Annotated in this window: 26 protein-coding genes; 17 read left to right on the top strand and 9 right to left on the bottom strand. The window is 62.2% G+C overall.

Going from position 1 to position 26,695, the window contains the following annotated elements; genetic code table 11:
* Nucleotides 1-100: 100 nt before the first annotated feature.
* Nucleotides 101-682, bottom strand: coding sequence for a DUF2796 domain-containing protein (locus tag OH720_RS28485; RefSeq protein ID WP_272603724.1), 582 nt, complete (start codon nucleotides 680-682; stop codon nucleotides 101-103).
* Nucleotides 683-818: 136 nt separating this feature from the next.
* On the opposite strand from OH720_RS28485, the gene OH720_RS28480 reads away from it, so the two are divergent.
* Nucleotides 819-1,166: a hypothetical protein gene (locus tag OH720_RS28480; protein WP_272603723.1), complete on the top strand. Its 348-nt coding sequence runs from the start codon at nucleotides 819-821 to the stop codon at nucleotides 1,164-1,166.
* A 75-nt stretch (nucleotides 1,167-1,241) separates the two neighbouring features.
* Here the strand turns inward: OH720_RS28480 and trxA are convergent, their stop codons facing one another.
* The 3 genes from trxA to OH720_RS28465 form a co-directional block, all read right to left on the bottom strand.
* A complete protein-coding gene (gene trxA / locus OH720_RS28475) occupies nucleotides 1,242-2,114 on the bottom strand; it encodes a thioredoxin (protein ID WP_272603722.1) in 873 nt (290 codons plus the stop codon).
* A 120-nt stretch (nucleotides 2,115-2,234) separates the two neighbouring features.
* Nucleotides 2,235-2,894, bottom strand: a complete 660-nt coding sequence (locus OH720_RS28470; RefSeq protein ID WP_272603721.1) for a class I SAM-dependent methyltransferase — start codon at nucleotides 2,892-2,894, stop codon at nucleotides 2,235-2,237.
* Complete coding sequence (locus tag OH720_RS28465) at nucleotides 2,891-3,349, bottom strand: YbaY family lipoprotein (RefSeq protein ID WP_272603720.1); 459 nt, start codon at nucleotides 3,347-3,349, stop codon at nucleotides 2,891-2,893. Before OH720_RS28465 ends, OH720_RS28470 begins: the two co-directional genes overlap by 4 nt.
* Nucleotides 3,350-3,476: 127 nt before the next feature.
* Between OH720_RS28465 and nrdR the strand changes: the two genes are divergently transcribed.
* The 12 genes from nrdR to OH720_RS28405 all read left to right on the top strand — a co-directional run bounded on the left by nrdR (nucleotide 3,477) and on the right by OH720_RS28405 (nucleotide 12,175).
* Entirely contained in the window at nucleotides 3,477-3,941 is a 465-nt protein-coding gene (gene nrdR / locus OH720_RS28460) for a transcriptional regulator NrdR (RefSeq protein ID WP_003228656.1), read from the top strand.
* Nucleotides 3,938-5,071, top strand: a complete 1,134-nt coding sequence (gene ribD, locus OH720_RS28455) for a bifunctional diaminohydroxyphosphoribosylaminopyrimidine deaminase/5-amino-6-(5-phosphoribosylamino)uracil reductase RibD (RefSeq protein ID WP_272603719.1) — start codon at nucleotides 3,938-3,940, stop codon at nucleotides 5,069-5,071. Before nrdR ends, ribD begins: the two co-directional genes overlap by 4 nt.
* A gap of 47 nt (nucleotides 5,072-5,118) precedes the next feature.
* Entirely contained in the window at nucleotides 5,119-5,781 is a 663-nt protein-coding gene (locus OH720_RS28450; protein WP_008033746.1) for a riboflavin synthase, read from the top strand.
* Between the two features lie 31 nt (nucleotides 5,782-5,812).
* Complete coding sequence (gene ribBA / locus OH720_RS28445; RefSeq protein ID WP_008059522.1) at nucleotides 5,813-6,904, top strand: bifunctional 3,4-dihydroxy-2-butanone-4-phosphate synthase/GTP cyclohydrolase II; 1,092 nt, start codon at nucleotides 5,813-5,815, stop codon at nucleotides 6,902-6,904.
* Between the two features lie 91 nt (nucleotides 6,905-6,995).
* Nucleotides 6,996-7,472, top strand: coding sequence for a 6,7-dimethyl-8-ribityllumazine synthase (gene ribH / locus OH720_RS28440; RefSeq protein WP_003228649.1), 477 nt, complete (start codon nucleotides 6,996-6,998; stop codon nucleotides 7,470-7,472).
* Entirely contained in the window at nucleotides 7,469-7,969 is a 501-nt protein-coding gene (gene nusB, locus OH720_RS28435; RefSeq protein ID WP_008000432.1) for a transcription antitermination factor NusB, read from the top strand. The genes ribH and nusB overlap by 4 nt, the downstream gene beginning before the upstream one ends.
* 18 nt (nucleotides 7,970-7,987) lie before the next feature.
* The gene (thiL, locus tag OH720_RS28430) at nucleotides 7,988-8,953 is read left to right on the top strand and encodes a thiamine-phosphate kinase (protein ID WP_272603718.1); all 966 of its coding nucleotides are present in this window, start codon (nucleotides 7,988-7,990) and stop codon (nucleotides 8,951-8,953) included.
* A complete protein-coding gene (locus tag OH720_RS28425; RefSeq protein WP_008059518.1) occupies nucleotides 8,950-9,453 on the top strand; it encodes a phosphatidylglycerophosphatase A family protein in 504 nt (167 codons plus the stop codon). The genes thiL and OH720_RS28425 overlap by 4 nt, the downstream gene beginning before the upstream one ends.
* 23 nt (nucleotides 9,454-9,476) lie before the next feature.
* Complete coding sequence (locus OH720_RS28420) at nucleotides 9,477-10,232, top strand: substrate-binding periplasmic protein (protein ID WP_272603717.1); 756 nt, start codon at nucleotides 9,477-9,479, stop codon at nucleotides 10,230-10,232.
* 109 nt (nucleotides 10,233-10,341) lie between these two features.
* Nucleotides 10,342-10,959, top strand: coding sequence for a GTP cyclohydrolase II (ribA, locus tag OH720_RS28415; RefSeq protein ID WP_180204442.1), 618 nt, complete (start codon nucleotides 10,342-10,344; stop codon nucleotides 10,957-10,959).
* The gene (locus OH720_RS28410; RefSeq protein ID WP_272603716.1) at nucleotides 10,956-11,375 is read left to right on the top strand and encodes an MFS transporter; all 420 of its coding nucleotides are present in this window, start codon (nucleotides 10,956-10,958) and stop codon (nucleotides 11,373-11,375) included. Before ribA ends, OH720_RS28410 begins: the two co-directional genes overlap by 4 nt.
* A complete protein-coding gene (locus OH720_RS28405) occupies nucleotides 11,375-12,175 on the top strand; it encodes a cobalamin-binding protein (protein WP_272603715.1) in 801 nt (266 codons plus the stop codon). Before OH720_RS28410 ends, OH720_RS28405 begins: the two co-directional genes overlap by 1 nt.
* Nucleotides 12,176-12,283: 108 nt before the next feature.
* Here the strand turns inward: OH720_RS28405 and OH720_RS28400 are convergent, their stop codons facing one another.
* The 5 genes from OH720_RS28400 to OH720_RS28380 form a co-directional block, all read right to left on the bottom strand.
* Complete coding sequence (locus OH720_RS28400) at nucleotides 12,284-14,167, bottom strand: TonB-dependent receptor domain-containing protein (protein ID WP_272603714.1); 1,884 nt, start codon at nucleotides 14,165-14,167, stop codon at nucleotides 12,284-12,286.
* 164 nt (nucleotides 14,168-14,331) lie between these two features.
* Nucleotides 14,332-16,230, bottom strand: coding sequence for a 1-deoxy-D-xylulose-5-phosphate synthase (gene dxs / locus OH720_RS28395; RefSeq protein ID WP_272603713.1), 1,899 nt, complete (start codon nucleotides 16,228-16,230; stop codon nucleotides 14,332-14,334).
* Nucleotides 16,231-16,321: 91 nt separating this feature from the next.
* Nucleotides 16,322-17,209 (bottom strand): (2E,6E)-farnesyl diphosphate synthase, encoded by an 888-nt coding sequence (gene ispA, locus OH720_RS28390; RefSeq protein ID WP_272603712.1) that lies wholly within the window; start codon nucleotides 17,207-17,209, stop codon nucleotides 16,322-16,324.
* Nucleotides 17,206-17,448, bottom strand: coding sequence for an exodeoxyribonuclease VII small subunit (locus tag OH720_RS28385; protein WP_007970180.1), 243 nt, complete (start codon nucleotides 17,446-17,448; stop codon nucleotides 17,206-17,208). Before OH720_RS28385 ends, ispA begins: the two co-directional genes overlap by 4 nt.
* 97 nt (nucleotides 17,449-17,545) lie before the next feature.
* Nucleotides 17,546-18,691 carry a Fic family protein gene (locus OH720_RS28380; RefSeq protein ID WP_272603711.1) on the bottom strand — a complete coding sequence of 382 codons (1,146 nt, stop codon included), beginning with the start codon at nucleotides 18,689-18,691 and terminating at the stop codon, nucleotides 17,546-17,548.
* 277 nt (nucleotides 18,692-18,968) lie between these two features.
* Here OH720_RS28380 and OH720_RS28375 point away from each other — a divergent pair, with 277 nt between their 5' ends.
* From OH720_RS28375 to OH720_RS28360, 4 genes are read left to right on the top strand one after another with little or no spacing between them, the layout of a single operon-like run.
* Nucleotides 18,969-19,757, top strand: a complete 789-nt coding sequence (locus OH720_RS28375; protein WP_180204448.1) for a YfaP family protein — start codon at nucleotides 18,969-18,971, stop codon at nucleotides 19,755-19,757.
* 36 nt (nucleotides 19,758-19,793) lie between these two features.
* Entirely contained in the window at nucleotides 19,794-21,506 is a 1,713-nt protein-coding gene (locus OH720_RS28370) for a DUF2138 domain-containing protein (protein ID WP_272603710.1), read from the top strand.
* The gene (locus tag OH720_RS28365; protein WP_272603709.1) at nucleotides 21,491-22,141 is read left to right on the top strand and encodes a DUF1175 domain-containing protein; all 651 of its coding nucleotides are present in this window, start codon (nucleotides 21,491-21,493) and stop codon (nucleotides 22,139-22,141) included. Before OH720_RS28370 ends, OH720_RS28365 begins: the two co-directional genes overlap by 16 nt.
* Nucleotides 22,138-26,694, top strand: a complete 4,557-nt coding sequence (locus tag OH720_RS28360) for an alpha-2-macroglobulin family protein (RefSeq protein ID WP_272603708.1) — start codon at nucleotides 22,138-22,140, stop codon at nucleotides 26,692-26,694. The genes OH720_RS28365 and OH720_RS28360 overlap by 4 nt, the downstream gene beginning before the upstream one ends.
* The last annotated feature ends 1 nt before the right edge of the window (nucleotide 26,695 follow it).

Genomic DNA, 26,695 nt, shown 5'->3' with positions numbered 1-26,695 from the left:
TGTAGGAGCGAGCCTGCTCGCGATGGTGTATCAGCCGCAGTGATGTCGACTAACACACCATCGCGAGCAGGCTCGCTCCTACAGGGGGATCTTCGGTGGATCAGAATTTGAGGGCGGCAGCCTTCGCCGTCACTTCAACCCCTTGCTGCCCGCTCGGGCCGATCAGTTGTACCTGAATTTTCTGGGTCGCCGGGAAGCTGTTGAAAATATTCGCCAGATCCAGGGTCTTCAGCGCACCTGGTGTGGCGCAGGTGAATTGGTAACGGGCGTGGATTTCGCTGTGGTCATGGTGGTGCTCGTGAGCGTCTTCATCGTGATCCTCGTCGGCATCTGGCTTGTCACCGAACAACGGGCTTTCCAGCTCTTGGTTTTCCAACACACAGCCAGCGGCTTTGGGCAGGTTGAACAGCGCCAACGGTTTCTCGAGTTGAGCGCGAACTGCGGCGACCTTGGCTTTGTCGGCATCGGTGGCAGCGGCATGCTCGAACCCCACCAGATTCATCGCCGGGCTTTCCAGTTCCAGCTCCAGAGTCTGGCCGTCCAGCGCCGCGTTCAGGCGACCGACGCCGTGCTCGTGGGCGCCGAGGCTGCCGTGCTCATGGTCGTGATCATGTTCGTCGGCGGCATGGGCGACAGTCAGCGGCAACAAGGCAAACGGCAGGGCGAGAAGCAGGCGACGCATGGCGAGTCTCCGAAAGACAAGATGAAAAAAATGTTATGTAATCTTATAACGTTAGTGCGCGGATTGTGACTGCCAGCTTGGCGTTGCACAAGCCCCATGGGAGCATGGGCGTGAAGAAATGTTCGGGAGCTGACTCATGTTGCGAATTCGCGGAAGCATCGGCGACTGGCCGGTGGATTTGACGCTGGAGATGGATGACGCCGATTGGGCGCGGCTGGGTGCGCAGTTGCAGGTGGAAAAAACCGAGGTCAGTGCACCGGCGGCGAAACCGCTGAATCAGGACGATGCGCTGTGGCAGGTTGCCAGGGATTTGCTGCGCAAGGCCGGGCAATTGAGCGGACCGGATCTGCTGGAGCAGTTGGAAGGGCTGACCGGTAGTGCGGCGTCGGGCAAGCGCCTGTTGGTGCGTTTGCGCCATAGCGCGGATGTGAAAGTCGAGAGCGGCGGCGATACGCCTATCTTTCATTGGATCACAAAACTGTAGGAGCACAGCTTGCTGGCGAAGCGATCTCAAGGACGCCATCGCCGGCAAGCCGTGCTCCTACAGGGGGGGGGGTAATCAATACAACGCAGCAAAGAGCTTGCGGCGGTACGTCGTCACCAGCGGATGGTCGTTACCCAGCAATTCGAACACCTGCAGCAAGGTCTTGTGCGGCAAGCCTTCGCTGTAGCTGCGGTTGCGGATGAACAGCTTGAGCAATCCATCCAGCGCCGCGTCGTACTGCTGGCGGGCCAGTTGTTGCACGGCCAGTTGGTAGACCGCTTCATCGTCCTGCGGGTTTTTCGCCAGGCGTGCTTTCAGGTCGGCGGCATCGGGCAAATCCTTGGCCTGGCCGAGGAACTTGATCTGCGCCTTGGCACCGGCCAGGGCAGCCTTGTGTTCATCGCTCTTGACCGCGTCGAGCACGGCTTGCGCTTCGCCCAGCTCACCACGCTCGGTGAGGCAGCGTGCGTAAAGAATCAGCGCCTTGGCGTTGGTGTTGTCTTCGCCCAGCAACACTTTGAGCAGGGCTTCGGCATCGGCGAAGCGGCTGTCGTCGAACAAGGCCTGGGCCTGTTCGAACGGATCGGCATCGGCCGGTGGCGGCATTTGTACATGGGGCTCGAGCAGCGCCCGTACGGCCGATTCCGGCTGCGCACCGGCAAAACCATCCACCGGCTGGCCATCCTTGAACAGCACCACGGTCGGCAGGCTGCGAATACCGAAGCGGGCGACGATGTCCTGTTCGAGGTCGCAGTTGACCTTGGCCAGCAGCAGCTCACCCTGATAGCTCTCGGCAATGGTCTGCAGCATCGGCATCAGCACCTTGCAGGGCGCACACCATTCGGCCCAGAAATCCACCAGCATCGGTTTGTGGAAGGAGTTCTCGATCACCGACTGGTCGAAATCGGCAGTCGTGGCGTCGAAGATGTACGGCGTTTGCTGACTCATGGGGGATCTCTTGGAAGCGTGATTGGGGCAACTATACGGCCTGGCGGGGGGTGGCCGGAAGCGGGCGGTCATAGCGAGGTGTCTTGCCTGACCGGACGTCTTCGCGGGCAAGCCTCGCTCCTACAGGGGGCGGCTTGCGTGGTAAAGGCTCACATGCCGAAACTCTTCGGGCTCACACAGATCCGGCAGGGTCATGGCCTCCAGCATTTCGATGCGCCGATACAACGGATGCCGGAAATCCCGTACCCGCGAATCCGCCACCAGTGCTTCCCGACCACGACTGAGGAATTCATCGAGCAGCGGCAGGTTCGCCCGGTCGTACAGCACGTCCGCCACCAGGATCAGGTCAAAACGGTCGTCTTCGGCGAAAAAATCCGTCGAGTAAGTGAGCTGAACGTCATTAAGTTCGGCATTCGCCCGGCAGGCGGCAATTGCCAGCGGGTCAAGGTCGCAGGCCACCACTTCCAGCGCCCCGGCCTTGGCCGCAGCAATCCCGGCCACACCAGAGCCGGCACCGAAATCCAGCACCCGCTTGCCTTCGACCCAATGCCGGTTCTGCGCCAGGTAACGGGCCACGGCCAGGCCGCTGGCCCAGCAGAAACTCCAGTACGGCGGCTCATGCAGAATGCGCCGGGTTTCTTCCGGGCTGAAGGCGCGGTCCATGTTGTCGCCATCGATCAGCCACAGTTTCAGATCAGTCTGCGGCAACTCAAAGGCGACCAGTCGCGCATCTCCGAGCAATTCACCCAACGCCTGTTGCAGGTCCAGCGGCGTCTTCATGGGGCTTTGACGAATTGCAGTTGGCCCAGCACCTGGGTGGTCGGCTGATAGATCCGCTGTGATGGCAGGTGCAGGATCAGTTGGCCCGACTGGCTGGCGCGGCCGCGCAGTTCAACACGGGCGCCCGCCGGGAACGAGTCTGGATTGAAACGCAGATGAAACGGCAATACCTGGTTGGTGCCGATCAGGTTTGAACTGGCAAGCAATTGTTGCGGGCGGTCCCTTTCGTCGATCACCAGCAGGGCCAGCTCGACTTCGGCGCCTTCCGGTACGCCTTGAAGGGTACCGCTCAATTCCCGTTGGTACGCCGGCAGTGGGCCGAGGTTGGCCGACTCCCGGGCTTTCTTTTGCGCTTGCTGCGGCGCCGGGCCTGGCGTTGGTGGCTGGGGGGCATCGCTGCTGCAAGCCACCAACAGGCTGAAAAGGCTGAGCAAAACGAGCGGTCGTAACGGCATTGGCAGCTCCGGAAGGGTGAAATCCATGGATCATATGATCATCCCGTCTGTATACCGCAAACCCTATGGCTTGTCTTGCCACCCGGATGCGCTACCATGGCCCTCCCTTTTTTTGTTGCCTGCCACCATGCACTGTCCCTTCTGCGGTGCCAACGACACCAAGGTCATCGACTCGCGTCTGGTCGCCGAGGGCGAACAGGTGCGCCGCCGGCGTGAATGCCTGGCCTGCGGCGAGCGTTTCACGACGTTCGAAACCGCTGAACTGGTGTTGCCGCGCCTGATCAAAACCGACGGCAGTCGCCAGCCGTTCGACGAAGAAAAACTCCGCGCCGGCATGCAGCGTGCGCTGGAAAAGCGCCCGGTGAGTGTCGAGCGCCTCGAATCGTCGCTGGTGCACATCAAACACAAACTGCGCGCCACCGGCGAACGTGAGGTCAAGTCCCTCGTGGTCGGTGAGCTGGTGATGGCCGAGCTGCAGAAGCTCGACGAAGTCGCCTACATCCGCTTCGCCTCGGTGTATCGCCGCTTCCAGGACCTCAATGAGTTCCGCGAAGAGATCGATCGCCTGGCCCGGGAACCGGTGAAAGAATGACCACGCCAGCAGAACTTGCCATCCTCGACGCCCATTACATGGCCCGCGCGCTGGAGCTGGCGCGCAAAGGTCATTACACGACGCACCCCAACCCGCGGGTCGGCTGCGTGATCGTGCGCGACGGGCAGATCGTCGGCGAAGGCTGGCACGAGCGCGCCGGTGAGCCCCACGCCGAAGTCCACGCCTTGCGCGCCGCCGGTGAGTTGGCCCGTGGCGCCACCGCCTACGTGACCCTCGAACCCTGCAGCCACCACGGTCGCACGCCACCGTGCGCCGATGCGCTGGTCAACGCCGGTGTGGCGCGGGTGGTGGCGGCGATGCAGGACCCGAACCCGGAAGTGGCCGGGCGGGGCCTGCAACGCCTGGCCCAGGCCGGCATCGCCACCGAAAGTGGTGTGCTGGAGGGTGAAGCGTGCAAGCTCAATCAAGGCTTCCTCAAGCGCATGGAACAGGGCTTGCCGTTCGTGCGGGTCAAGTTGGCCATGAGCCTGGACGGTCGCACGGCCATGGAAAGCGGCGAAAGCCAATGGATCACCGGGCCCGCGGCGCGTTCGGCGGTGCAACGCCTGCGTGCCCAGGCCAGCGTGGTGCTGACCGGTGCCGACACCGTGCTGGCGGACAACGCCCGCTTGACCGTGCGTGCCGATGAGCTGGGCCTGGATGCCGAGCAAACTGCTTTGGTGATGAGCCGTCCGCCACTGCGCGTACTGGTCGACGGGCGTTTGCGCGTGCCGCTGGATGCCCCGTTCTTCAAGGCCGGCCCGGCGCTGGTCGCCACCTGTGTCGCGGTGGAAGAGCAATACGCCAATGGCCCGGAATGCTTGATCGTGCCCGGCTACGACGGTCAGGTCGATCTGCGTCAGCTGCTGATCGAGCTCGCCAACCGTGGCGTCAACGAGGTGCTGGTGGAGGCCGGTCCGCGGCTGGCCGGTGCTTTCGCGCAACTCGGTTTGGTGGATGAATTCCAGATTTTCATTGCCGGCAAGTTTTTGGGCTCTTCGGCACGGCCGCTGCTGGACTGGCCGCTCGCGCAAATGAAAGATGCACCCGAGCTCAAAATCACCGAAATTCGCGCGGTGGGCGATGACTGGCGAGTCACTGCCATTCCTTCACCGGCAGCGAGCGTATAATTTCCGGCCATCGCTATAGCGCTGGCCCTGTTCTCGAGGAGAACCCCATGTTCACCGGCATCATCGAATCCATCGGCAGTATTCGTGCATTGACCCCTAAAGGCGGAGATGTGCGGGTCCACGTCGAAACCGGCAAGCTCGACCTGAGCGACGTCAAACTGGGCGACAGCATCGCGGTCAACGGCGTGTGCCTGACCGCCGTTGAACTGCCGGGCAACGGCTTTGCGGCTGACGTCAGTCGCGAAACCCTCGACTGCACCGCCATGAATGACCTCAAAAGCGGCAGCCCGGTCAACCTGGAAAAAGCCCTGACCCCGACCACTCGCCTCGGCGGGCACCTGGTCAGTGGCCATGTCGACGGCGTGGGCGAAGTGGTTGCTCGCACCGAAAACGCCCGTGCCGTGGAATTTCGCATCCGCGCGCCCAAGGAACTGGCCAAGTACATCGCCCATAAAGGCTCGATCACCGTCGACGGCACCAGCCTGACCGTGAACGCGGTCGATGGCGCCGAGTTCCTGCTGACGATCATTCCGCACACCCTGAGCGAAACCATCATGGCGTCGTACCAGCCAGGTCGCCGGGTGAACCTGGAAGTGGACTTGCTGGCGCGTTATCTGGAGCGCCTGCTGCTGGGGGACAAAGCCGCTGAGCCGACTTCCAGTAACATTACCGAAAGCTTTCTGGCCGCCAACGGCTACCTCAAATCCTGAAACTCAATTTCTAAAAGAATGGGGGTGCCTTGTGGCGCTCAATAGCATCGAAGAACTGGTTGAAGACATCCGCCAAGGCAAGATGGTCATCCTCATGGATGACGAAGACCGCGAGAACGAAGGCGACCTGATCATGGCCGCCGAGTGCTGCCAGGCCGAACACATCAACTTCATGGCCAAGCACGCCCGTGGCCTGATCTGCATGCCGATGAGCCGCGAGCGCTGCGAACTGCTCAAGCTGCCGCTGATGGCCCCGCGCAACGGTTCCGGTTTCGGCACCAAGTTCACCGTATCGATCGAAGCGGCCACCGGTGTGACCACCGGCATTTCCGCCGCCGACCGTGCGCGCACCGTGCAAGCGGCTGCTGCCCGTGATGCCAAGGCTGAAGACATCGTCAGCCCGGGCCACATCTTCCCGCTGATGGCCCAGGCCGGCGGCACCCTGGCCCGCGCCGGCCATACCGAAGCCGCGTGCGATCTGGCGCGCATGGCCGGTTTCGAGCCGAGCGGAGTGATCTGCGAAGTGATGAACGACGATGGCACCATGTCCCGTCGCGCCGAGCTGGAAGCTTTCGCCGCCGAACACAACATCAAGATCGGCACCATCGCCGACCTGATCCACTACCGGATGATCCACGAACGTACCGTTCAGCGGATTGCCGAGCAGCCTCTGGACAGCGAACTGGGCCAATTCAACCTGGTGACCTATCGTGATTCCGTGGAAGGCGACGTGCACATGGCCCTGACCCTGGGCACTGTCTGCGCCGAAGAACCGACCCTGGTTCGGGTGCACAACATGGACCCGCTGCGCGACCTGCTGATGGTCAAGCAACCGGGCCGCTGGAGCCTGCGCGCCGCCATGTCCGCGGTTGCCGAGGCCGGCAGTGGCGTGGTGCTGTTGCTCGGCCACCCACTGGATGGCGATGTATTGCTGGCGCACATTCGCGAAACCGCCGATCACCTGGCGGTGAAAAAGCCGACCACCTACAGCACCGTGGGTGCCGGTTCGCAGATCCTGCGCGACCTCGGCGTGCGTAAAATGCGCCTGATGTCGGCACCGATGAAATTTAATGCGATATCCGGTTTCGATCTGGAAGTTGTAGAATACGTGCCCTCCGAATAATGACCGGTCGTTTCCGGACTTGAATTCGCGGCAAATAAATCACCGAGGGACGCGTACGAGACGCGTCCCGGCTCTTTAAGAGATCTATCGAATGACCCTGAAGACCATCGAAGGTACCTTCATCGCCCCTAAAGGCCGCTATGCTCTGGTAGTAGGCCGTTTCAACAGTTTTGTCGTTGAAAGCCTGGTCAGCGGTGCTGTTGATGCCCTGGTTCGCCATGGCGTGAGCGAAAGCGACATCACCATCATCCGTGCCCCTGGCGCCTTCGAAATCCCGCTGGTTGCGCAGAAAGTCGCTCAGAAGGGCGAGTTCGCGGCAATCATCGCCCTGGGCGCGGTCATTCGTGGCGGTACTCCGCACTTCGAATACGTGGCTGGCGAGTGCACCAAGGGCCTGGCCCAGGTGTCCATGGAGTTCGGCGTGCCGGTCGCTTTCGGCGTCCTGACCGTTGATTCCATCGAGCAAGCCATTGAACGTTCCGGCACCAAGGCCGGGAACAAAGGTGCCGAAGCTGCCCTGTCCGCTCTGGAAATGGTCAGCCTGCTGGCGCAGTTGGAGGCCAAGTGATTAGCGACGAAAGCGATCGTTTCAACCCGCGCGATCCAAAACCTGCGGATGCTGGCAAGCCATCGAAAAGCGTCAAGCGTCGCGAAGCCCGTCAGCTCGCGACCCAGGCGCTGTACCAATGGCACATGGCCAAGCAGTCGCTGAACGAGATCGAAGCGCAGTTCCGGGTCGATAACGATTTCACCGATGTCGATGGTGCGTACTTCCGCGAAATCCTGCACGGGGTTCCGCAGTTCAAGACCGAAATCGACACCGCGCTCAAGCCTTGCCTGGACTTGACCATCGAAGAGCTGGACCCGGTTGAGCTGGCGGTTCTGCGCCTGTCCACCTGGGAACTGCTCAAGCGCGTCGACGTGCCTTACCGCGTTGTGATCAACGAAGGGATCGAACTGGCCAAGGTCTTCGGTTCCACCGATGGCCACAAGTTCGTCAACGGCGTGCTCGACAAGCTGGCCCCGCGCCTGCGTGAAGCTGAAGTTAAGGCGTTCAAGCGCTGATCGGCGCTTGATTCAGCGATGGGTGAGTTTGAGCTGATCCGCAATTTCTTCGCCGCCGCGCCTTGTGCGCAAGGCGGCGAAGGCGTTGCCCTCGGGATTGGCGATGACTGCGCCTTGCTGGCTGTTCCTCCCGGGGAGCAGTTGGCGATTTCTACCGACACCCTGGTGGCCGGCGTGCATTTCGCCGACCCCTGCGATCCGTTTCTGCTCGGTCAGCGCTCGCTTGCCGTGGCCGTCAGCGACCTGGCTGCCATGGGCGCCACGCCCGTTGCCTTTACCCTTGCCCTGACCTTGCCGACGGTGACCGCCGATTGGTTGCAAGCCTATGCCCGTGGTTTGAACCAGATGGCGCAAAGCTGCGGCGTGGCACTGGTCGGCGGCGACACCACCCATGGGCCCCTGAGCCTGACCATGACCGTGTTCGGGCGTGTGCCGGGCGGTCTGGCGCTGACCCGCAGCGGTGCGCAACCGGGTGATCTGCTGTGTGTGGGCGGCGACCTGGGCAATGCTGCCGGTGCCTTGCCGTTGGTGCTCGGCCAGCGCACGGCCCAAGCGCGCATTGCCGAGCCGCTGCTGGCGCATTACTGGTCGCCGCAACCGCAACTCGGCTTGGGCCAGGCGCTGCGTGGCAAGGCCACGTCGGCCATGGATATCTCCGATGGTCTGCTCGCTGATTGCGGGCATATCGCGCTGGCCTCGAAGGTCGGTATTGAAGTCGAGCGGGAGCGTTTGCCGCTGTCGCAGAGCCTGGTCGATTTTCTCGGTCGAGGGGACGCACAGGTTGCGGCCCTGAGCGGCGGGGACGATTACGTCCTGGCCTTCACCCTACCGTCCGTCGAGTTGCCGCTGTTGCTGGCCGATGGCTGGCCGATTCATGTGATTGGGCGGGTGATAACGGGGCAGGGCGTGACGCTGCTGGACGCCGAGGGCAAGGACATCACCCCGCAAACCCGGGGCTATCAACATTTTCGGGAGACACCGTGACAGATCACCCCAAACAGGTTCCGGCGGAGTTTGTACCGCCTTCGGTCTGGCGCAATCCCTGGCATTTTCTCGCGTTTGGCTTTGGCTCGGGCACCTTGCCAAAGGCTCCGGGCACCTGGGGGTCGCTGGTTGCGCTACCCTTTATCCCGTTATGGCAGATGTTGCCCGACTGGGGTTACTGGTTGATGCTGGGCATCACCATGCTGTTCGGCTTCTGGCTGTGCGGCAAGGTGGCCGATGATTTGCGGGTGCACGACCACGAAGGCATCGTCTGGGACGAGATGGTCGGCATGTGGATCACCCTGTGGCTGGTGCCGGAAGGTTGGCAATGGCTGCTGGCGGGATTCCTGATGTTCCGCTTCTTCGATATCCTCAAGCCGTGGCCGATTCACTGGGTTGACCGGCATGTGCATGGAGGCGTCGGCATCATGCTCGATGATGTGTTGGCCGGGGTGTTTGCGTGGTTGGCGATGCAGGGGCTGGTATGGATTTTCGCCTGAGGGATTAATTGGGAGAACTAGGGATGGCTCGACGCTGGTGGGTAGCGATGGTGTTTGCGGTGTTCGGTGCATTCGCCCAGGCGGAGGAGGCAACCACCGCGCCGACGGTGATTCATCTGGCCAGCGAAGACTGGGAAGACTATACCGCTGCCGACGGCCACGGCCTGGGCTGGGACGTGTTGCGCAAAGTCTTCGAGCCGGCGGGGGTCAAGCTGGACATCCGCACCGAACCCTATGTGCGTTCGATGGGGCTGGCCGAGCGGGGCGAAGTCGATGCCTGTGTCGGCTCCTACCATGAAGAATCCAGCGATGTGCTGTATCCGCGCTGGAACTTCGATACCGATCATATCTATGCCCTGGGCCTGGCCAGCAGTCCGCAACCGACCCCGCAAACCCTGGGCAATTACCGCCTGGCGTGGGTGCGTGGCTACGACTATCAGGATTATCTGCCAAATATTCGCCGCTACAACGAAGTGTTGAGGCGGACCGGTATCGTTTCGATGCTGACGCAGAACCGCGCCGACTTCTACATCGACGCGCTGACCGAAGTCGATTGGGTGCTCAGTCGGGCCAAGGATCCTTCCCAGTTCCGTCGCACGCATATCGCCGAATTACCGCTGTACCTGTGCTTTGCCAAGACCCCGGCGGCCCGCAGCCTGATGGCGTTGTTCGACCAGCGCATGGCGCAATTGGTGAAAAGCGGTGAGCTCAGGCCGATCTTCGAACGCTGGAAGCAACCCTACCCATTCGATGAGAATGAGCAGCTGAGCGGCCAGTAATCAAACTTTTTGATAGTTATGGCCGATAATTCAGCCTAAGCGTCGGTTGGAACCTGCTGTTACAATGCCGGCCTGCGAATCTTCAGACTTTTAGATCAGGAGCACACCGGTGCCTGTCGTTTTTGTCGCCGCTTCCAAGCTGCCAACGCCTTTTGCGCAATTCATCATGCACGGCTTTCTCGATGAGGCCACCGGTCGCGAGCACGTCGTGCTGAGCCTGGGTGAGATCGCCGACGGTGCCCCGGTGCTCGGTCGGTTGCACTCCGAATGCCTGACGGGCGATGCCTTGTTCAGCCAGCGTTGCGACTGCGGCTCGCAACTTGAGGCCGCGCTGCAGGCCATCGCCCGTGAAGGTCGGGGCGTATTGCTGTATTTGCGTCAGGAAGGCCGTGGCATTGGCCTGCTGAACAAGATCCGCGCCTATGAGCTACAGGACGGCGGTGCCGACACCGTTGAAGCCAATGAGCGCCTGGGCTTTGCCGCCGACCAGCGTGATTACGCCATGTGCCTGCCGATGCTGGAGCACCTGGGGGTGAAATCCCTGCGCCTGATGACCAACAACCCACGCAAGGTCAAAGCCTTGACCGACATGGGTATCGCGGTTGCCGAGCGCGTGCCGCTGCACACCGGCCACAACCCGCACAACAAACTCTACCTGGCGACCAAGGCCAGCAAACTCGACCACATGATGGGCAACGAACATCAGGGCGAGGTAGGCCGGGCGTGACCCGCGGTCAGGTACGGCGGCGACTGTCCGTCAACTGGTGGCAATACCTGGCGTTGGCCTTGTTGCCGCTGTTCGTGATCAACGCGGTGTTCGGCCAGGGTGAAGCCATCCTGCCGGTGCTGGCGATGCCGTTGTTCATCGCCGGTGTCGCCTCGATGTTTGTCAGCCTGAAGTTTTTCGGCGGCTACAAGCATGCGTTGATCGCCACCCAGAAAGCCCTCGATACCCCTGAAGAGCCTGGCGCATGGATCCACCTGGCGGCCAAGCGGCGCACGGCGTTCCTCGCGGCTGGCCTGCCGGCCTGGATCGGTGCATTGGCGGTGTTCGTCGACCTTGAGGCGGTACCGCTGATGCTGCTGGCGCTGTCGACCGCGGTGCTGTTCTACCTCTACCGTATTCCGCGTCAGCTCGGTTGATGCGTCTTGCCTGGCTGGCGCTGTTGCTGCTGGCCACCAGCGGCTCGATCGGGGCGGTCGAACGGGTTGTCAGCCTTGCCCCGTCCCTCACTGAAATGGTTGTTGAACTGGGTTCGGCCGACTTGCTGGTCGGCGTGCTGGACGCCGGTGAGCGTCCTGCCGAACTCAAGGACTTGCCCTCCGTGGGCCGCTACGGTCAGCTGGACATGGAACGCTTGCTCAGCCTCCAGCCTGATTTGCTGCTGCTCTGGCCCGGCAGTGTCGGCCCGGCCCAGCGTGAGCAACTCAAGCGCTTGAACATCCCGACCTACGTCGCCGAACCCCATGATTTCCAACAACTCACCGCGCAGATCGAAGCGATCGCCTTGCAGCTTGGTCGGCCTGAGCGTGGGGTTGCGTTGGCTGGCGGTTTGCGCCAGCGGCTGGCTGAGCTGCGCAAGCGCTACCGGCGCGACCAGCCGTTGCGGGTGTTCTATCAGGTCTGGGACCGGCCGCTCTATACCGTGGGCGGCGGGCAAATCATCAGCGCTGCGCTGGAAGTCTGTGGGGCGCAAAACGTGTTTGCCGATCTGGCGCTGCCGGCACCGCAAGTCAGCGTGGAAGCGGTGTTGCAGCGCAATCCCGAGGTGATTCTGGCCAGCGATCAGGGGCAGCTGGATGCGTGGAGGGCGTGGCCGCAGGTGGCGGCGGTGCGGCGGGGGCAGTTGCGGTTGGTGACTGACAAGGGGCTGGAGCGGCCGAGCGGGCAGATGGTCGAGGCGACGGCCAAGCTTTGCCATTTGATTGCGCCCGATCGCTGAGACCGAGGTGCATTCATCGCGGGCAAGCCCGCTCCCACAGGAATCACGCTAACCCTGTGGGAGCGGGCTTGCCCGCGATGAGGCCGGCCCAAACACCGGAATTCTTGGTCAGATCTCCGGGGTCCAGGTCACCCCAAACATCCACGCCCGACCTTCCTCGCGATACCCATACTGGCTGCCTTCATGGCTGTACAGCGCCCGGCTGTATCCCTTATCCAGCAGGTTATCGACCTTCAGCTCCAGGCTGACCTCACGATTGAGCGCCCAACTGCTGCGCAATCCCAGCAAACCATACCCACCCAATGGCTGTTGATTGTTCAAGTCGTCATAGCTGCTGCTCACGGCTTGCCAGCTGGCGCCCAGGCCCAGGCGGTCGAACTGTCGATCCAGGTCCCAGCTCAATGTACGACGTGCGCGACGGGCCAGGGTATGCCCCGAGTCGCGGTCCCGCGGGTCGATAATCGCCACGCCGAGGTTGCTCTGCCAGCCGAACAGCTCCTGTTTCAACGCCGCTTCAAAGCCGTTGATGCGGGCCGAGGCCACGTTTTCCGGCCGTGAGTTGCTGCCGAAGATGATCGCGTTTTCAAGATCCGTGCGGTACAGCGAGGCCTCCAGGCGACTGCTCTCGGTCAATTGGCTGCGCCATTGCAGTTCATAGCTCTTCGAGGTCTCGGGTTTCAGGTCCGGGTTGCTGAAATCCGGGTAGTACAGGTCGTTGAAGGTCGGTGCACGGAAACCTTCGCTGTAGGTCAGCAGTACATCGTTTTCCGGGTTCAGCGGCAGGGTGAAGGTGCCGCTCCAGCTGTTCTGGCCGCCGAACTGCTGGTTCTGGTCGCGGCGCAGGCCCAGTTCGGTAGAGAAGCTATCAGCCTGGTAGCGATGCTGGATAAAGGCCGCGCGGTTCCAGCGACTGTCTTCGTCGAATGGCGTGCTGCTGTTGACCCGGTCTTCGTACCAGTCGCCGCCGAGGATCAGGCTGTTGCGTTCGTTGAGCGTCAGGTCGTTCTGCCAGTTCACCGAGTCGCGGTAGGTGTTGAACACGCTGCGCTCATCGCTGAGCTTGTCGAACGTCTTCTCGCGGTTTTCGCTGTGGCCGAACTCGACGCGGGTTTTCCACAGGTCGTTGACCCGTGCGTCGACGTAGCTGCTGACACTGCTCACATCAAATTCGTTGTAGGGCTGCTGCTGGACTGACTCGAAGGTGTTCAGGTCGAAGCGGCCGAACGGATTGTCGAATTCGCTTTTGCCACGGTTATCCAGCAGGTTGGCGCCGATCTCGACGTCGTCGGTGAGGGCGTGACTCAGGCTCAGGCTCAGGGATTTGTTGCGGTAGGCGTCGTGATCGCCGTCGCTGGGATACGACTCATGGGTGCGATCGATTCCGGCGGTTTCGTCCAGGCTGGCGCCAAGGTTGAAGCGGGTCTGCTCATCGCCGCCGGACACGCCGAGGCTGCGCTCCCAGGTCTGGTTACTGCCAAAGCCCATGTGCAGCCTCGGTTGCAGGCCGGGCTCGCTGCCACGCCGGGTGAAGATCTGGATCACCCCGCCAATCGCGTCGCTGCCGTAGATCACCGAACGGGAGCCGCGCAGCACTTCCACACGCTCGACCTGGTCGATGTTGATGTGTTGCAGGTTGCTGTCGCCGGAGGACGAGTTGCCGATCCGTTGGCCGTCCACCAGCACCAGGCTCTGGGCCGATTGCGTGCCGCGAATGTAGATCCCCGGCAGGCTGCCGCGCCCGCCGGTTTGTGCCACTTGCACCCCCGGTACACGCCTTAGCAGATCAGTGACGCTGTCGGGTTGCAGCCGGTCGATGTCTTCGCGGGTGAACACCGTGTTGGCGGCGCTGCTGTCGTTGCGCGCCTCGACCTGGCGGTTGGCGCTGATCAACACGTCGGGCAGCTTCAGGGCCTGGTCGCGTTCGAAGGTGTCGGCCAGCAGCGGGCCGGCTGGCAGCAGGGTCAGCGTCAGGGCGAGGGGGGAGAGTTTCATGGCAGTCCGTTGGTGCTTGAGGTGTACACAAATTTGATAACGCCACAAACCACTGTGGGAGCGGGCTTGCCCGCGAAGGCGTCGGCACATTCAACATTGATGTTGGATGTGTCGGCCTCTTCGCGGGCAAGCCCGCTCCCACAGGGGAGAGTGTGTATAGCGGTTTAGCGGTTCAGCAGTTGCAGGCGTTCGCGAATCGAAGCTTCGATCCCGGCTTCATCCAGGCCACACTCAGCCAGCATCTGCGCAGGCTTGGCGTGTTCGACGTAAATGTCCGGCAAGCCCAGGTGCAGCACCGACTTGAGGATGTTCTCACGGGCGAGGAATTCGCTGACCGCACCGCCGGCACCGCCCATGATGGCGTTTTCTTCGACGGTCACCAGCAGGTCGTGGCTGGCGGCAATCTCGCGAACCAGTGTTTCATCCAGCGGTTTGACGAAACGCATGTCGACCACGGTCGCATCCAGTGTCTCGGCGACTTTCAGCGCCTCGGCCAGTTGCACGCCGAACACCAGCAGGGCGACCTTGCTGCCCTGGCGGCGAACCACGCCCTTGCCGATTTCGATCGGCTCGAGGTCTTTTTCGATGGTCGCATTCGGGCCGTTGCCGCGCGGATAGCGCACTGCCGCCGGGCCTTCGTACAGATGGCCGGTGGTGAGCATCTTGCGCAGTTCGTTTTCGTCGCTCGGGGTCATCACCAGCATGCCTGGGATGCAACGCAGGAACGACAGGTCGAAGCTGCCCGCGTGGGTCGGACCGTCTTCGCCAACCAGGCCGGCGCGATCGATGGCGAACAGCACGTCAAGGTTTTGCACCGCGACGTCATGCACCAACTGGTCGTAGCCGCGTTGAAGGAAGGTCGAATAGATCGCCACCACCGGCTTCGCGCCTTCGCAGGCCATGCCGGCCGCCAGGGTCACGGCGTGTTGCTCGGCAATCGCCACGTCGAAGTAGCGCAGCGGGAAACGCTCGCTGAAGGCCACCAGGTCCGAACCTTCCTTCATCGCCGGGGTGATCCCGACCAGGCGCGGGTCGGCAGCCGCCATGTCGCACAGCCATTCACCGAACACGCCGGAGTACTTCGGCCCGCTGGCTTTTTTCGGCGCAGCGGCCGGGGCGTCCAGGGGTTCGAGCTTGGTGATGGCGTGGTAGCCGATCGGGTCGACTTCCGCCGGGGCGAAGCCTTTGCCTTTCTTGGTGACGATGTGCAGGAACTGCGGGCCCTTGAGATCGCGCATGTTGCGCAGGGTGGCAATCAGGGTCGGCAGGTCGTGGCCATCGATCGGGCCGATATAGTTCCAGCCCAGCTCTTCGAACAGCGTGCCGGGTACCAGCATGCCTTTTGCGTATTCTTCGGTGCGGCGGGCGATTTCCCAGGCGCCGGGCAGGCGCGACAGGACTTTCTTGCTGCCCTCGCGCATGCTCGCGTAGGTGCGGCTGGAAAGAATCTTCGCCAAGTAGTTCGACAAGCCGCCGACGTTGCGGGAGATCGACATGTCGTTGTCGTTGAGGATCACCAGCATGTTGGCGTCCACTTCCGGGGCATGGTTCAGCGCTTCGAACGCCATGCCGGCCGTCAGTGCGCCGTCGCCGATCACGGCAATCGCCTTGCGATCGCTGTTTTGCAGGCGGGCGGCAATGGCCATGCCCAGGGCTGCGCTGATCGACGTGCTGGAATGGCCGACGCCAAAGGTGTCGTACTCACTCTCGGAACGGCGCGGGAAGGCGGCAACGCCGTCCTTCTGGCGCAGGGTGGCCATGCGCTCGCGACGACCGGTGAGGATCTTGTGTGGATAAGCCTGATGACCCACGTCCCACACCAACCGGTCGTCCGGGGTGTCGAAAACGTAATGCAACGCGATGGTCAGCTCGATGACGCCCAGACCTGCACCGAAATGCCCACCGGTCTGACCGACCGTGTAGAGCAATTCCAGGCGCAACTCATCGGCCAGGGTTTCCAGCTCGGCTTCGCCTAACCGGCGCAGGCCGTCCGGCGTGTTCGCGCGGTCGAGCAGGGGCGTGGTCGGGCGCTTGCGGGGAATCTCATGAAACGTCGTGGGCATCAGGCGAATCGTTATAGGTATAAAAGATGCGGCAGTTTACCTGATGCATCGGCCCCTGCCCACGCGTTGGTCTTTTTTGGCGCATACGCCGTCAGCTGCGTCGCTCGACGATGTAGCGGGCCAGTTCACGCAATGGCTCGGCAGCCGCGTCAAACGGTCGCAGCGCATGCAGCGCCTGATCGCGCAGTTCCAGGGCGTAGGCCTTGGCGGCATCGAGGCCGAGCAGTGCCGGGTAGGTCGGCTTGTCGCGGGCAATGTCGGCGCCCTGGCGTTTACCGAGGGTTTCGGTATCGCTTTCGACGTCGAGAATGTCGTCCTGGACCTGGAAGGCCAGGCCGATGGCCTGTGCATAAGTCTGCAGGGACTTGAGTTCGTCCTTCTCCGCGCGACCGCTGGCCAGGGCGCCGAGCTTGACGCTGACTTCGATCAGCGCGCCGGTCTTGTGCCGGTGCATGTATTCGAGGGCTTTCTGGTCGAGCTTCAGGCCCACCGAGCCGAGATCGATCGCTTGACCGCCGACCATGCCCGCCGGACCGGCCGCCAATGCCAGCGCACTGACCATTTGCAGGCGGATCTCTGCGTCGGCATTGCTCAGGCGTGGGTCGAGCAGGGCGCTGAACGCCAGGCTCTGCAAGCCATCGCCAGCGAGGATCGCGCAGGCTTCATCGAATTTCTTGTGCGTCGTCGGCTGGCCGCGACGCAGATCGTCGTCGTCCATGGCCGGCAAATCGTCGTGCACCAGCGAATAGGCGTGGATCAGCTCCACTGCGCAGGCCGCGCCATTGGCTTGCTCGGCCTTGCCGCCCAGCGCTTCGCAGGCGGCGTAGGCCAGCAACGGGCGCACCCGTTTGCCGCCGTTCATCACGCTGTAGCGCATGGCTTCGTACAAGCGCGCCAGCTCAGGGCCAGGCGCGACAAACAGGGTTTCCATGGCGGCGTTGACGCGGGCCTGGCTGGTTGCCGAATACGCTGCAATCATTCTGGTTGATCCGCGTCGAAGGGTTCCTCGGCCAACTCGCCATCACGCTCGAGCAGCACCTGAACCTTTTGCTCGGCCTGGGCCAGCGCCGCCTGGCAATCGCGGGTCAGGCCGATGCCTTGCTCGAAAGCGGCCAGCGAGTCTTCCAGCGATAATTCGCCATTCTCCAGACGCTCTACCAGCGTTTGCAGGTCAGCGAGGGACTGTTCGAAATCCAGTGCAGCTTTTTTGCGGGCCATGGCGGCGATTTCCGGTTGACGTTAAACCGGCGCGACACTAGCAGATAGGGGGTTTATGGGCAAATGAGCGGGGTGTTCGGAACGATGGATCAAGGGCTCAGGTTTGCGCGTCATCGGGGTGTCTGATCCGATACCGGGTGCTGCGCCCACCGCCGGGCAGGCGCTGCAGGCATCCCTTTTCCAGCAGTTCAGCCAAATGACGGGTCGCGGTGGCTTTGGATACTTTCGCCACAGTTTGATATTGCGCGGCGCTGATCCCGCCTTCGAATCCACGCTCCCCTCCATCGAGCAAGCGATTGAGCACCTTGGTCTGCTCGGCCGACAGCCTGGATTGCCGGTGTGCCTGCCAGAAGCGGGCCTTGCCCAGCACCGACTCGATCCTCGTCATGGCCTGCTGCAAGCTGCGCAACAAGGTCTGGAGAAACCACACCAGCCATTCGGTGATGTCGAGGGTGGCTTTTTGGCTGTTTTCCAGCACGCGGTAATAGCCAGACCGATCTTCCAGGATGCTCGCCGACATGGCGTAGAAGCGAATCGCCTGAGCCTCGCCCTGAGCCAATGCAAGGTCAGTGATGGTTCGAGTCAGACGGCCATTGCCGTCATCAAAAGGGTGAAGCGTGACGAACCAGAAATGCGCGACCCCGGCCCTCAGTAACGGGTCGAGTCCCGCCTGATTCCGGCTGCTTTCAAACCAGCCGAGGAAGCTGTCGACCTGGCGCTCAAGGCCATGGCGCGGGGGGGCTTCGAAGTGAACGGTCGGCCTGTCGAGGCGGCCAGACACTACTTGCATCGGATCGTCACCGCGCAATGCACCGATACGCATGCTCCGGGTGGCGAGGGCGGTGTCCTGATCAGGAAACAACCACGCATGCCAATCCAGCAATCGTTCCAGTGTCAGTGGTTCATCGAAATGCTGTGTGGCATCGAGCATCAGTTGCGCCAGGCCTTCGCTGCGTTGGCTGACATGATTGCCATCAAGCTGCTCCAGCCCCAGCCGTCGCGCTAATGAAGAGCGCACCGAGCCGACATTCAGCTGCTCACCTTCAATCGCGGATGAGGTGACGATATTTTGCAGCAATGCATCCAGTTCGCTCTGCGCACTGAGCGAACTGCCTACGGAACTGGCCATGCCCATCAATCGACCTTGTGCCTGGACGCACTCGCGCAGCAACGGCGCCAATTGCTCGGCCTCCCAGGAAAAATTCGGCCAATCAGGCTGCTGCCAGATCCAGAAAGGTGCCATGAACTCGTTGCTCTTGAAGGTGTGAGCCGATTAGAAAAGCTATTCGGCTCATATAGTGAGCCGAATATGATCTTTATTCGGCTCACCGTCCAGCCATCCGCGTGATTCCCACCGCATTTTCAGACAGATCTGATTGTTAGGAGTGGACTGAGCGTCTAACCTTCGCGCCATCCCAGACCTGACAGTAAAGGGTCTTTCAGACGAAACGCAGTATCCCCATCTGTAACGCGCCGAGGATCAGGCGCAAGGTTTCGTCATGCATGGCAGGAGGCGTCACATGCGCTCATTTCTTTTGCTGCTGATCGGGTGGGTCTGCGCACCCGCCCTGGCCGCGCCGAGTGCCGAGTTGTCGGATCCGGTGGGCGGCTGGCGCTTCAATGGTTTGCTGGATCGAACGGAAAATCCGCAAGTCGCCTATCCCACGCCGCCCATCGACCGCGGTGTGCAGCGCAATCGCACGATGATCCAGGGCCAACTCAAGGCCATCGGCACGCAACGTGGGCCCCACACGTTGGCGGTCAACGGAAATCCTCTGAACCTGTACACCGACGACCAGGGTCGTTTCGCCCGGCCCTATGCGTTCGGCGCCGGTTCCAACAGCGTCGAAGTGCGCAGTGCCGAGGGCCAGTCGCTCAAGCGTGTGCAGTTCTATGAAGCCAACAACCTGCGCACCCCGGCGCGGATTCGCGTGGTGCTGGGCTGGGACGATCCGAAAGCCGAACTCGATTTGCACATCGTGACGCCCGACGGCCAGCACGCATTCTGGGCCCGGCCGGCGATGAGCAATGGCGGCGGCCTGGACCCGGACGGCGTCGACGGCCCTGGCCCGGAAATGTTCACCATGACCGCGCCGCTGCACGGCACCTATCTGGTTTACGTCAACTATTGGGGCAACTTCGGTAGCGGCGGCTATAACTTCGATGAGACCAGCAACCAGAACGAGGTCATCACCTCGCAGATCAACCTGGTGCTGAACGAAAACACCGTCGACGAAAAACGCGAAACCTTCATCGTGCCCCTGCGCGCAATCGGTGACCTGCTACTGGTCAAGACTTTCAACTATTAAGCATCCCGCTCCACGGATGAATTCGGGTTTTGTGAAATGAGCGATAACACTGTTCCTTCGGCCACCGAAACGCCGAGCCCCAAGCCGTCCCGTCGTTGGCCGGTAATTGTGGCCGGGCTGTGCCTGGTCGTGGGCGTGGCCGCCGGCATGGGCTGGCTGATGCAGAAAAGCAAAGCCCCGGCACCGCAACTGGCGGCGGAAAAACTCGGCATGAGCCGCCCCGATGGTTTGCTCGAGACCCACTCCCTGAGCCAGTTGCCCAAGGACCTGCTGGCGGTGCCGTTCCTCAAGGAAACCCTGACCGAAGATTTCGTCTTCTATTACGAAACCCACGCCGACCGCCTCGGGCTGATCGGCAGCCTGCGGCGGATCATCTACGAGCACGACCTGAAGTTGCAGGACACGCTGATCGAGCAACTGTTCGATCAACCGGCGGACGTTGCGTTGTGGCGCGGGGCGGATGGCCGGCTCAAGGATTTCCTGCTGGTGATGGATCGCGGTGGCCTGGCCAAGGTGCTGGAGCCACTGGCCAAAGTGGCGCTGGATGATTCGCAGTTGAGCAAGCTCACAGACGTCAAAGTCGGCAACGATGACGTGGCGCTTTATCAGCTCACCTACAACGCCAGCAAGGCGCTGCTGTTTGCCTCCCATGGCGACAAACTGGTGGTGTTGTCCAATCCGGTCAAACTCTACGATCCGCAAAGCGGGGCGACGCAGGAATCGGGCAGCGTCTCGACCCAAGCCATCGCCGCGCTGCTCAACGGTGACAAACTGTTCCCCGAAGCCTTTGGCCTGCAACCCCGCGCGCCAGAGGTGAAACAGCGGCTATCGGTCAATGCCAGCGTGCTGGCCATGGGGTATCAGCGCTTCATCCCGAATTTCGCCGGGCTGCGCTTCGACATGGATGACAAGGGCTGGCACAGCTTCCTGGCCATGGATGAACTGGACGACCAGCCGGACTTCGATTTCAAACCGATCTGGCAAGCCATGCCCATGGGCGCCAGTGCTTGCGTTGCTCTGCCGCTGGCCGCCGAGCAACAGAAGCCGCTGCTGCTCAAGCTCGGTGCTGACGAGACCGCGGCCCAGGCGTTGACCGAGCACATGGCCGGCGCGGCGGGCCTGTGCTGGTACGCCGATTCGCGGCTGTATACGCCACTGCTGGTGGCCAGCCTCAAGGATGAAGACAGCGCCAGCCTCGATGGCGAACTGGGCAAGTTGTTCGGTTCAATGGTCGGCGCGTATGAAAGCAAGGTCGATGAGCACGTGTTCCCGGTGGTCGAGAAACAGCAAGGTGAGAACCGCCAATGGCAGCGTCAGGTCAGCTCCAGTTTCGGCCCGTATGCGGCCAAGGATGCCGAGAAACCCGAGGCGATCACCGGCAAGGCATTCATGAATGTCAGCCTGGCGCGCCACGGTTCGACGCTGCTGTTTTCCCTCGATGACAAGCTGCTGGACAAGGCCCTTGGTACCCTCGACAAACGCTTCCCACCGATGGCCGACGTGGTGCCCAAGGACCTGCTGATGCCGGTGTACTTCGGCCCGGACGCCATGGCGCAACTGATGCAGCGCGAAACCCTCGACAGCCTGCCGCAGGACATGGAACCGGTGTTCTACAACGCGGCGCAAACCTACCTGATTCCCAAGCTGCGCAAGCTCGGCGGATACGGCAAGTACGCCCTGACCCTGCCCGAGGGCAGCGAGCCCGATGGCCACTGGCAATGGTTGCCGCTGCAATGGAAAGCCCTGTGAACGTATTGATCCGCAGCCTCGGCGTGCTCGCCTTGCTGTTGAGCGCGGGCGCCCGGGCTATCGAAACACCGGCGCTCGATCCGCAGCAATCCCAGGTGTTCCGCGCCTGGTTCGTGCGCATCGCCCAGGAGCAACTGAGCCGGGGCCCAAGCCCACGCTGGTATCAGCAGGACTGCGCGGGGCTGGTGCGTTTTGCCGCCAACGAAGCGCTGAAAGTCCATGACGACAAATGGCTGCGCAGCAATGGCCTGTCCAACCGCTACCTGCCGCCGGAGCTGCAATTGAGTGCGGCCCAGCGCGGCCTGGCCCAGCAATGGCAACAGGGGGGCGGCAAGGTCGGACCCTACGTCAACGCGATCAAGCTGATCCAGTTCAACAGCCGGCTGGTTGGCCGCGATGTCGCACAGGCGCGTCCCGGCGACCTGATGTTTTTCGACCAGGGCGACGACCAGCACCTGATGATCTGGATGGGCCGCTACATCGCCTATCACACCGGCACCACGACGCCTACCGACAACGGCATGCGTTCGGCAAGCCTGCAACAACTCATGACATGGAAGGACACCCGATGGATACCCGATGCAGCCAACCCCAACTTCATCGGCGTCTATCGACTGAATTTTCTCTCCCAATGATGGGTGCCCGCATGCTGCGTTTTCTGCCTCTGTTGTTGGCTTTGCTGCTGCCATTTTCGACGGTCAACGCCGACGACACCATGGAACCCAGCGGCTACACGCCGGTGGCCGGTGAAAGTTTTTTCCTGCTGGCCGACAGCAGTTTCGCCAGTGACGAACAGGCGATGGTCCGCCTGGAAGCGCCGGGTCGCGACTACCGTCGCTTGCGCATGGAACCCTACGGCGGCGCCGATATTCGGGTATATCGCATCGATAAACCGCTGGACTTCCTCAAGCGCCAGAAGAACCTGCACCGGGTCGTCAGTGACGGCCAGTTCAAGGGCGAAGGCCTGTCGAATACGCTCGCCTACCTGTGGGACAACTGGTACCGCAAATCCCGTCGCGTCATGCAGCGGGCGTTTTCCTACGAGTCGCGTAAACAAGTCACCGAGGAAGTACCGGAACTGAAGATGGGTAGCGCCATGGCTGCGCCAACGCCCTATGACGCACAGCCACAATTTGCCCTGATTCCAGGGCTGCCGGTGGTCAGTCAATTCCGTTATCCGCTGTGGCAAGCCAAACCGATCCAGCCGCCTGAAGGCGTGAATCTCGCCGGGTCTTCCAGTGAGTTCGTCAGTGTTGCGCCGGGCAACGTCTATATCCCGTTGGGCAACTTGAAACCGGGGCTGTACCTGGTGGAAGCGCTGATCGGCAAGTATCGCGCGACCACCATGGTCTTCGTCTCCAACACCGTGGCGGTGAGCAAGATTGCCGGGGATGAGTTGCTGGTGTGGGCGGCGCGCAAACACGAGGGCAGTTCGGTACCCAAGGTCAACGTGCTGTGGACCGATGGCCTGGGTGTGATGAGCAGCGGGGCGACCGATGCCGATGGTTTGCTGCGCCTGAAACACGTCAGTCCCGAGCGCTCGTTCGTGATTGGCGAGGACGAAGAGGGCGGCGTTTTCGTCTCGGAAAACTTCTACTACGACAGCGAAATCTATGACACCAAACTCTTTGCTTTCACCGATCGCCCGCTGTATCGGCCGGGGGATTGGGTGTCGCTGAAAATCGTCGGGCGCGAGTTCAAGAATGCCCGGGATTCAGTGCAGCCATCCGCAGCCGACGTAAACGTGACTGTTCTGGATGCGACCGGTACGGCACTGCAAACCCTCGATTTGAAACTCGACGCCAAGGCCGGCACCCAAGGCCGTTTCCAGTTGCCCGACAATGCGGTGGCCGGCGGTTATGAGTTGCGCTTCAACTACAAGGACCAGGCCTACAGCAGCGCCTTTCGCGTGGCTGAATACATCAAGCCGCACTTCGAGATCTCCCTGAACCTGGCCAAGCAGGACTACCGCACTGGCGAGGCGGTCAAGGGCAACCTGGTGCTGCTCTATCCGGACGGCAAACCGGTGGCCAACGCCAGGCTGACCTTGAGCCTGCGCGCCCAGCAACTGTCGATGGTCGACAACGAGCTGCAATACCTCGGGCAATTCCCGGTGGAACTGACCAGCACCGAACTGACCACCGACGCCAAGGGCAATGCCGTTCTCGACCTGCCGGCCGCCGAGAAACCGAGTCGCTACATGCTCACCGTGTTCGCCAGCGATGGCGCGGCGTTTCGGGTCAAGACCACCAAGGAAATCCTCATCGACCGTGGTGCGGCGAATTTTCGCTTGAGTGCACCGCAGCGCTTCAGTGCGGTGGGCGACAAGGTTGCGTTCAGCTACGTCAATGAAAGCGAGCAGGCTGAGGCGGTCACGCCCAGCAGTTATGGCTGGGTTCGCCTGGAGGACCAGAGCACTGGCGAAAGCAGGCTCGCGGCAACCGACAAGGGCTTCACCCTGGCTTTCGAGCGCCCGGGTACCTACAACCTGACGCTCCGGGATGACCATGGACGAACGCTCGGTGCCACGGGTCATTCCGTCACCGGCGAGGGTGTCAAGGCGGTACCTGGAACCGTGGAAATCGTCCTCGACAAACCCGAGTACAAGGCCGGCGATGAAGCACTGGCGTTGATCACCTTCCCAGAGCCGATCAGCAATGCGCTGCTGTCGCTGGAACGCGACAAGGTCGAGGCCACGGCGCTGCTGTCCAAGGGCGGCGACTGGCTGAAGCTGGAAAAACTCAGCGACACCCAATACCGCGCGCGCATTGCCGTGCAGGACAGCTTCGCGCCGAACCTGACGTTCTCGGTGCTGTACACCAAGGGTGGTCAGTACAGTTTCCAGAACGCCGGAATCAAGGTGATCACGCCGCAGATCGATGTGGCCATCGCCACTGACAAAGAGACTTACCGACCTGGCGACACCGTGTCGGTGGACCTGACCACGCAGTTCGCCGGCAAGCCGATCCCGGCGCATCTGACGGTCAGTGTGGTCGACGAAATGGTCTACGCCTTGCAACCGGAAATCGCGCCAACCATCGACCAGTTCTTCTACCACCCGCGGCGCAACAACGTGCGCACCAGCGCCAGTCTTTCGTTCATCAGCTACGACGTCGCGTTGCCCGGTAGCCCCGGCGCGCCGGGCAAAGCCAACCGCAGCGAGCGCGGTGTGAAGGTGCTGGAGCGTCCGCGTCGCGAAGACGTCGACACCGCCGCCTGGCAACCGGAATTGATGACCGACGCCAACGGCAAGACCCGTTTCACCTTCAATATGCCGGACTCACTGACCCGCTGGCGCATCACCGCCCGGGCCATCGCCGATGACGGCCAGGTCGGGCAGAAGAAGCAGTTCGTGCGCTCGGAGAAACCGCTGTACCTGAAGTGGAGCGGGCCAACCCGATTCCGCGCCGGCGACAAGCCGGACCTCGGTGTGTTTGCTTTCAGCCAGGCGCAAAACCAGGTCAAGGCCGAGCTGGTGATTCATTACGCGGGCGGCGAACAGCGGGTTCCGGTCACGCTCGACAGCGGCATCAACTACATACCGCTGCCGGCGTTCGGGCTGGTCAATGGCGACTGGAGCGCGGAACTCACGCAGGACGGCAAAACCGTCGATGCCTTGGCCGTGCACCTCAATGCAACCGGCGAAGGTTGGCAAGTCACGCAAAGCCAGCGCCTGGACGTGACCAGCGCAGAAACGCCGTTGACCCTGCCGCCGGATGCATCGGATATTCGTCTGCGCCTGGATGACAGCCCGCAAGCGCTGTTCCGTTCTGCCCTCGATGATCTGCTGGGCTACCCGTACGGCGGCGTCGAGCAAACCGCCAGTCAATTGCTGCCGTTGAGCATCGCCTATCCAGCCTTGTCGTCGAACCCGCAGGTCCGCGATCGCCTGCGCCTGATCATGCAGAACAGCCGCCTGCGCCTGGTGCAAATGGCCGGCCCTTCGGCGAGCTTCACCTGGTGGGGCATGGACGGCGAGCCGGACGCGTTTCTCACCGCCTACGCGTACTACGCCGACTGGCACGCCAGCCGGGTGCTGCAACTGAGCCTGCCGCCAGAGCACTGGCAGCGAGTGCTGGAGGTGTACGCGAAACAGGCGAAGAACACGCCGCTGTTGCAACGGGCGCTGATTTTGTCGTTCGCCAGGCAGATGCAATTGCCGGTCGATACTTTGCTCAGCGGATTGATGGAAGACCTGATGCGCGCCGGTGAGGGCAGTGCCGCAAACGTCATGGATGTGGCTGGCGATAGCCTGGTCATGACTGATCCGGACTCGGCGCTGGGCCTGGCCGCTGCGCGGGCATTGAGTGCTTCACTGGCCGGGCAATCGAAGGTCGCTCTGCCGGCCGCATTCAAGCGGCAATTGGCTGACGCACAGCAGCGACTGGCCACCAGCTCCGAGCCCTTTGCCGAAGTGCTGAATGCATCGCTGCAGCCGTTCGATCAGGCGCATGCGCAAGCGTTGTTGCTGCGTTTACTGCCACAGCAATCCACGCTGGAACGTGCGTTGGCACTGACCTGGTTGCAACGCAGCATCGAACAGGCCGCGCCAGCTGTAGCCCTGAAACCCGGTGACGGCTGGAAGCAGGAGCAGGGCGCGACGGGTGAAGTCTATTGGACATGGCAAGGCGCGCAGGTCCCCGGCGTCTTATCGCTGAGTGGTGCGCAGGAGCGTCCACTGAGCGCCGCGTTAAGCTTCCAGAGCCAGCAGCCAGTGGTCGATCCGCTGCCGGTGACCATCACCCGTCGCCTGTCGCGATTGGTGCCAGGCGATGAAGCCTTCACCTTCAAGTTGCAACCGGTCGGCAGTGCTCCCTTGTCCAGCGACAACCTGTATCTCGACGAAGTGATCCTGACCAGCAAAGCCGCCAGGCCCTTGCGTTATGGCCTGCTCGAAGTGCCGCTGCCACCGGGCGCGGATGTCGAACGCACGACCTGGGGCATCAAGCTCATGGGCAAGGCCGGGACCGAACCGACAGCGCTGGAGAAGGCCCGTTTCGAGCCGGGACAAATGGCCTACGCGGTGCCGGTGGATGCCTTGAGCGGCGAACTGCGTCTGCGTCACCTGGTGCGTTTCTCGCAGAAAGGCCAGTTCAGCCTGCCGCCGGCGCGCTTCACCCAGGTGTACGCGCCGCAGCATCAGGCCCAGGAGCAGAAACCGGCGCTCGGTCAGGTGACGGTTCACTGAT

Source organism: Pseudomonas sp. WJP1 (genome assembly GCF_028471945.1).
In the GTDB taxonomy this organism is placed as follows: domain Bacteria; phylum Pseudomonadota; class Gammaproteobacteria; order Pseudomonadales; family Pseudomonadaceae; genus Aquipseudomonas.
The sequence above is the reverse complement of the archived record's forward strand: the minus strand, read 5'-3'. Positions and strand labels throughout refer to the sequence as shown.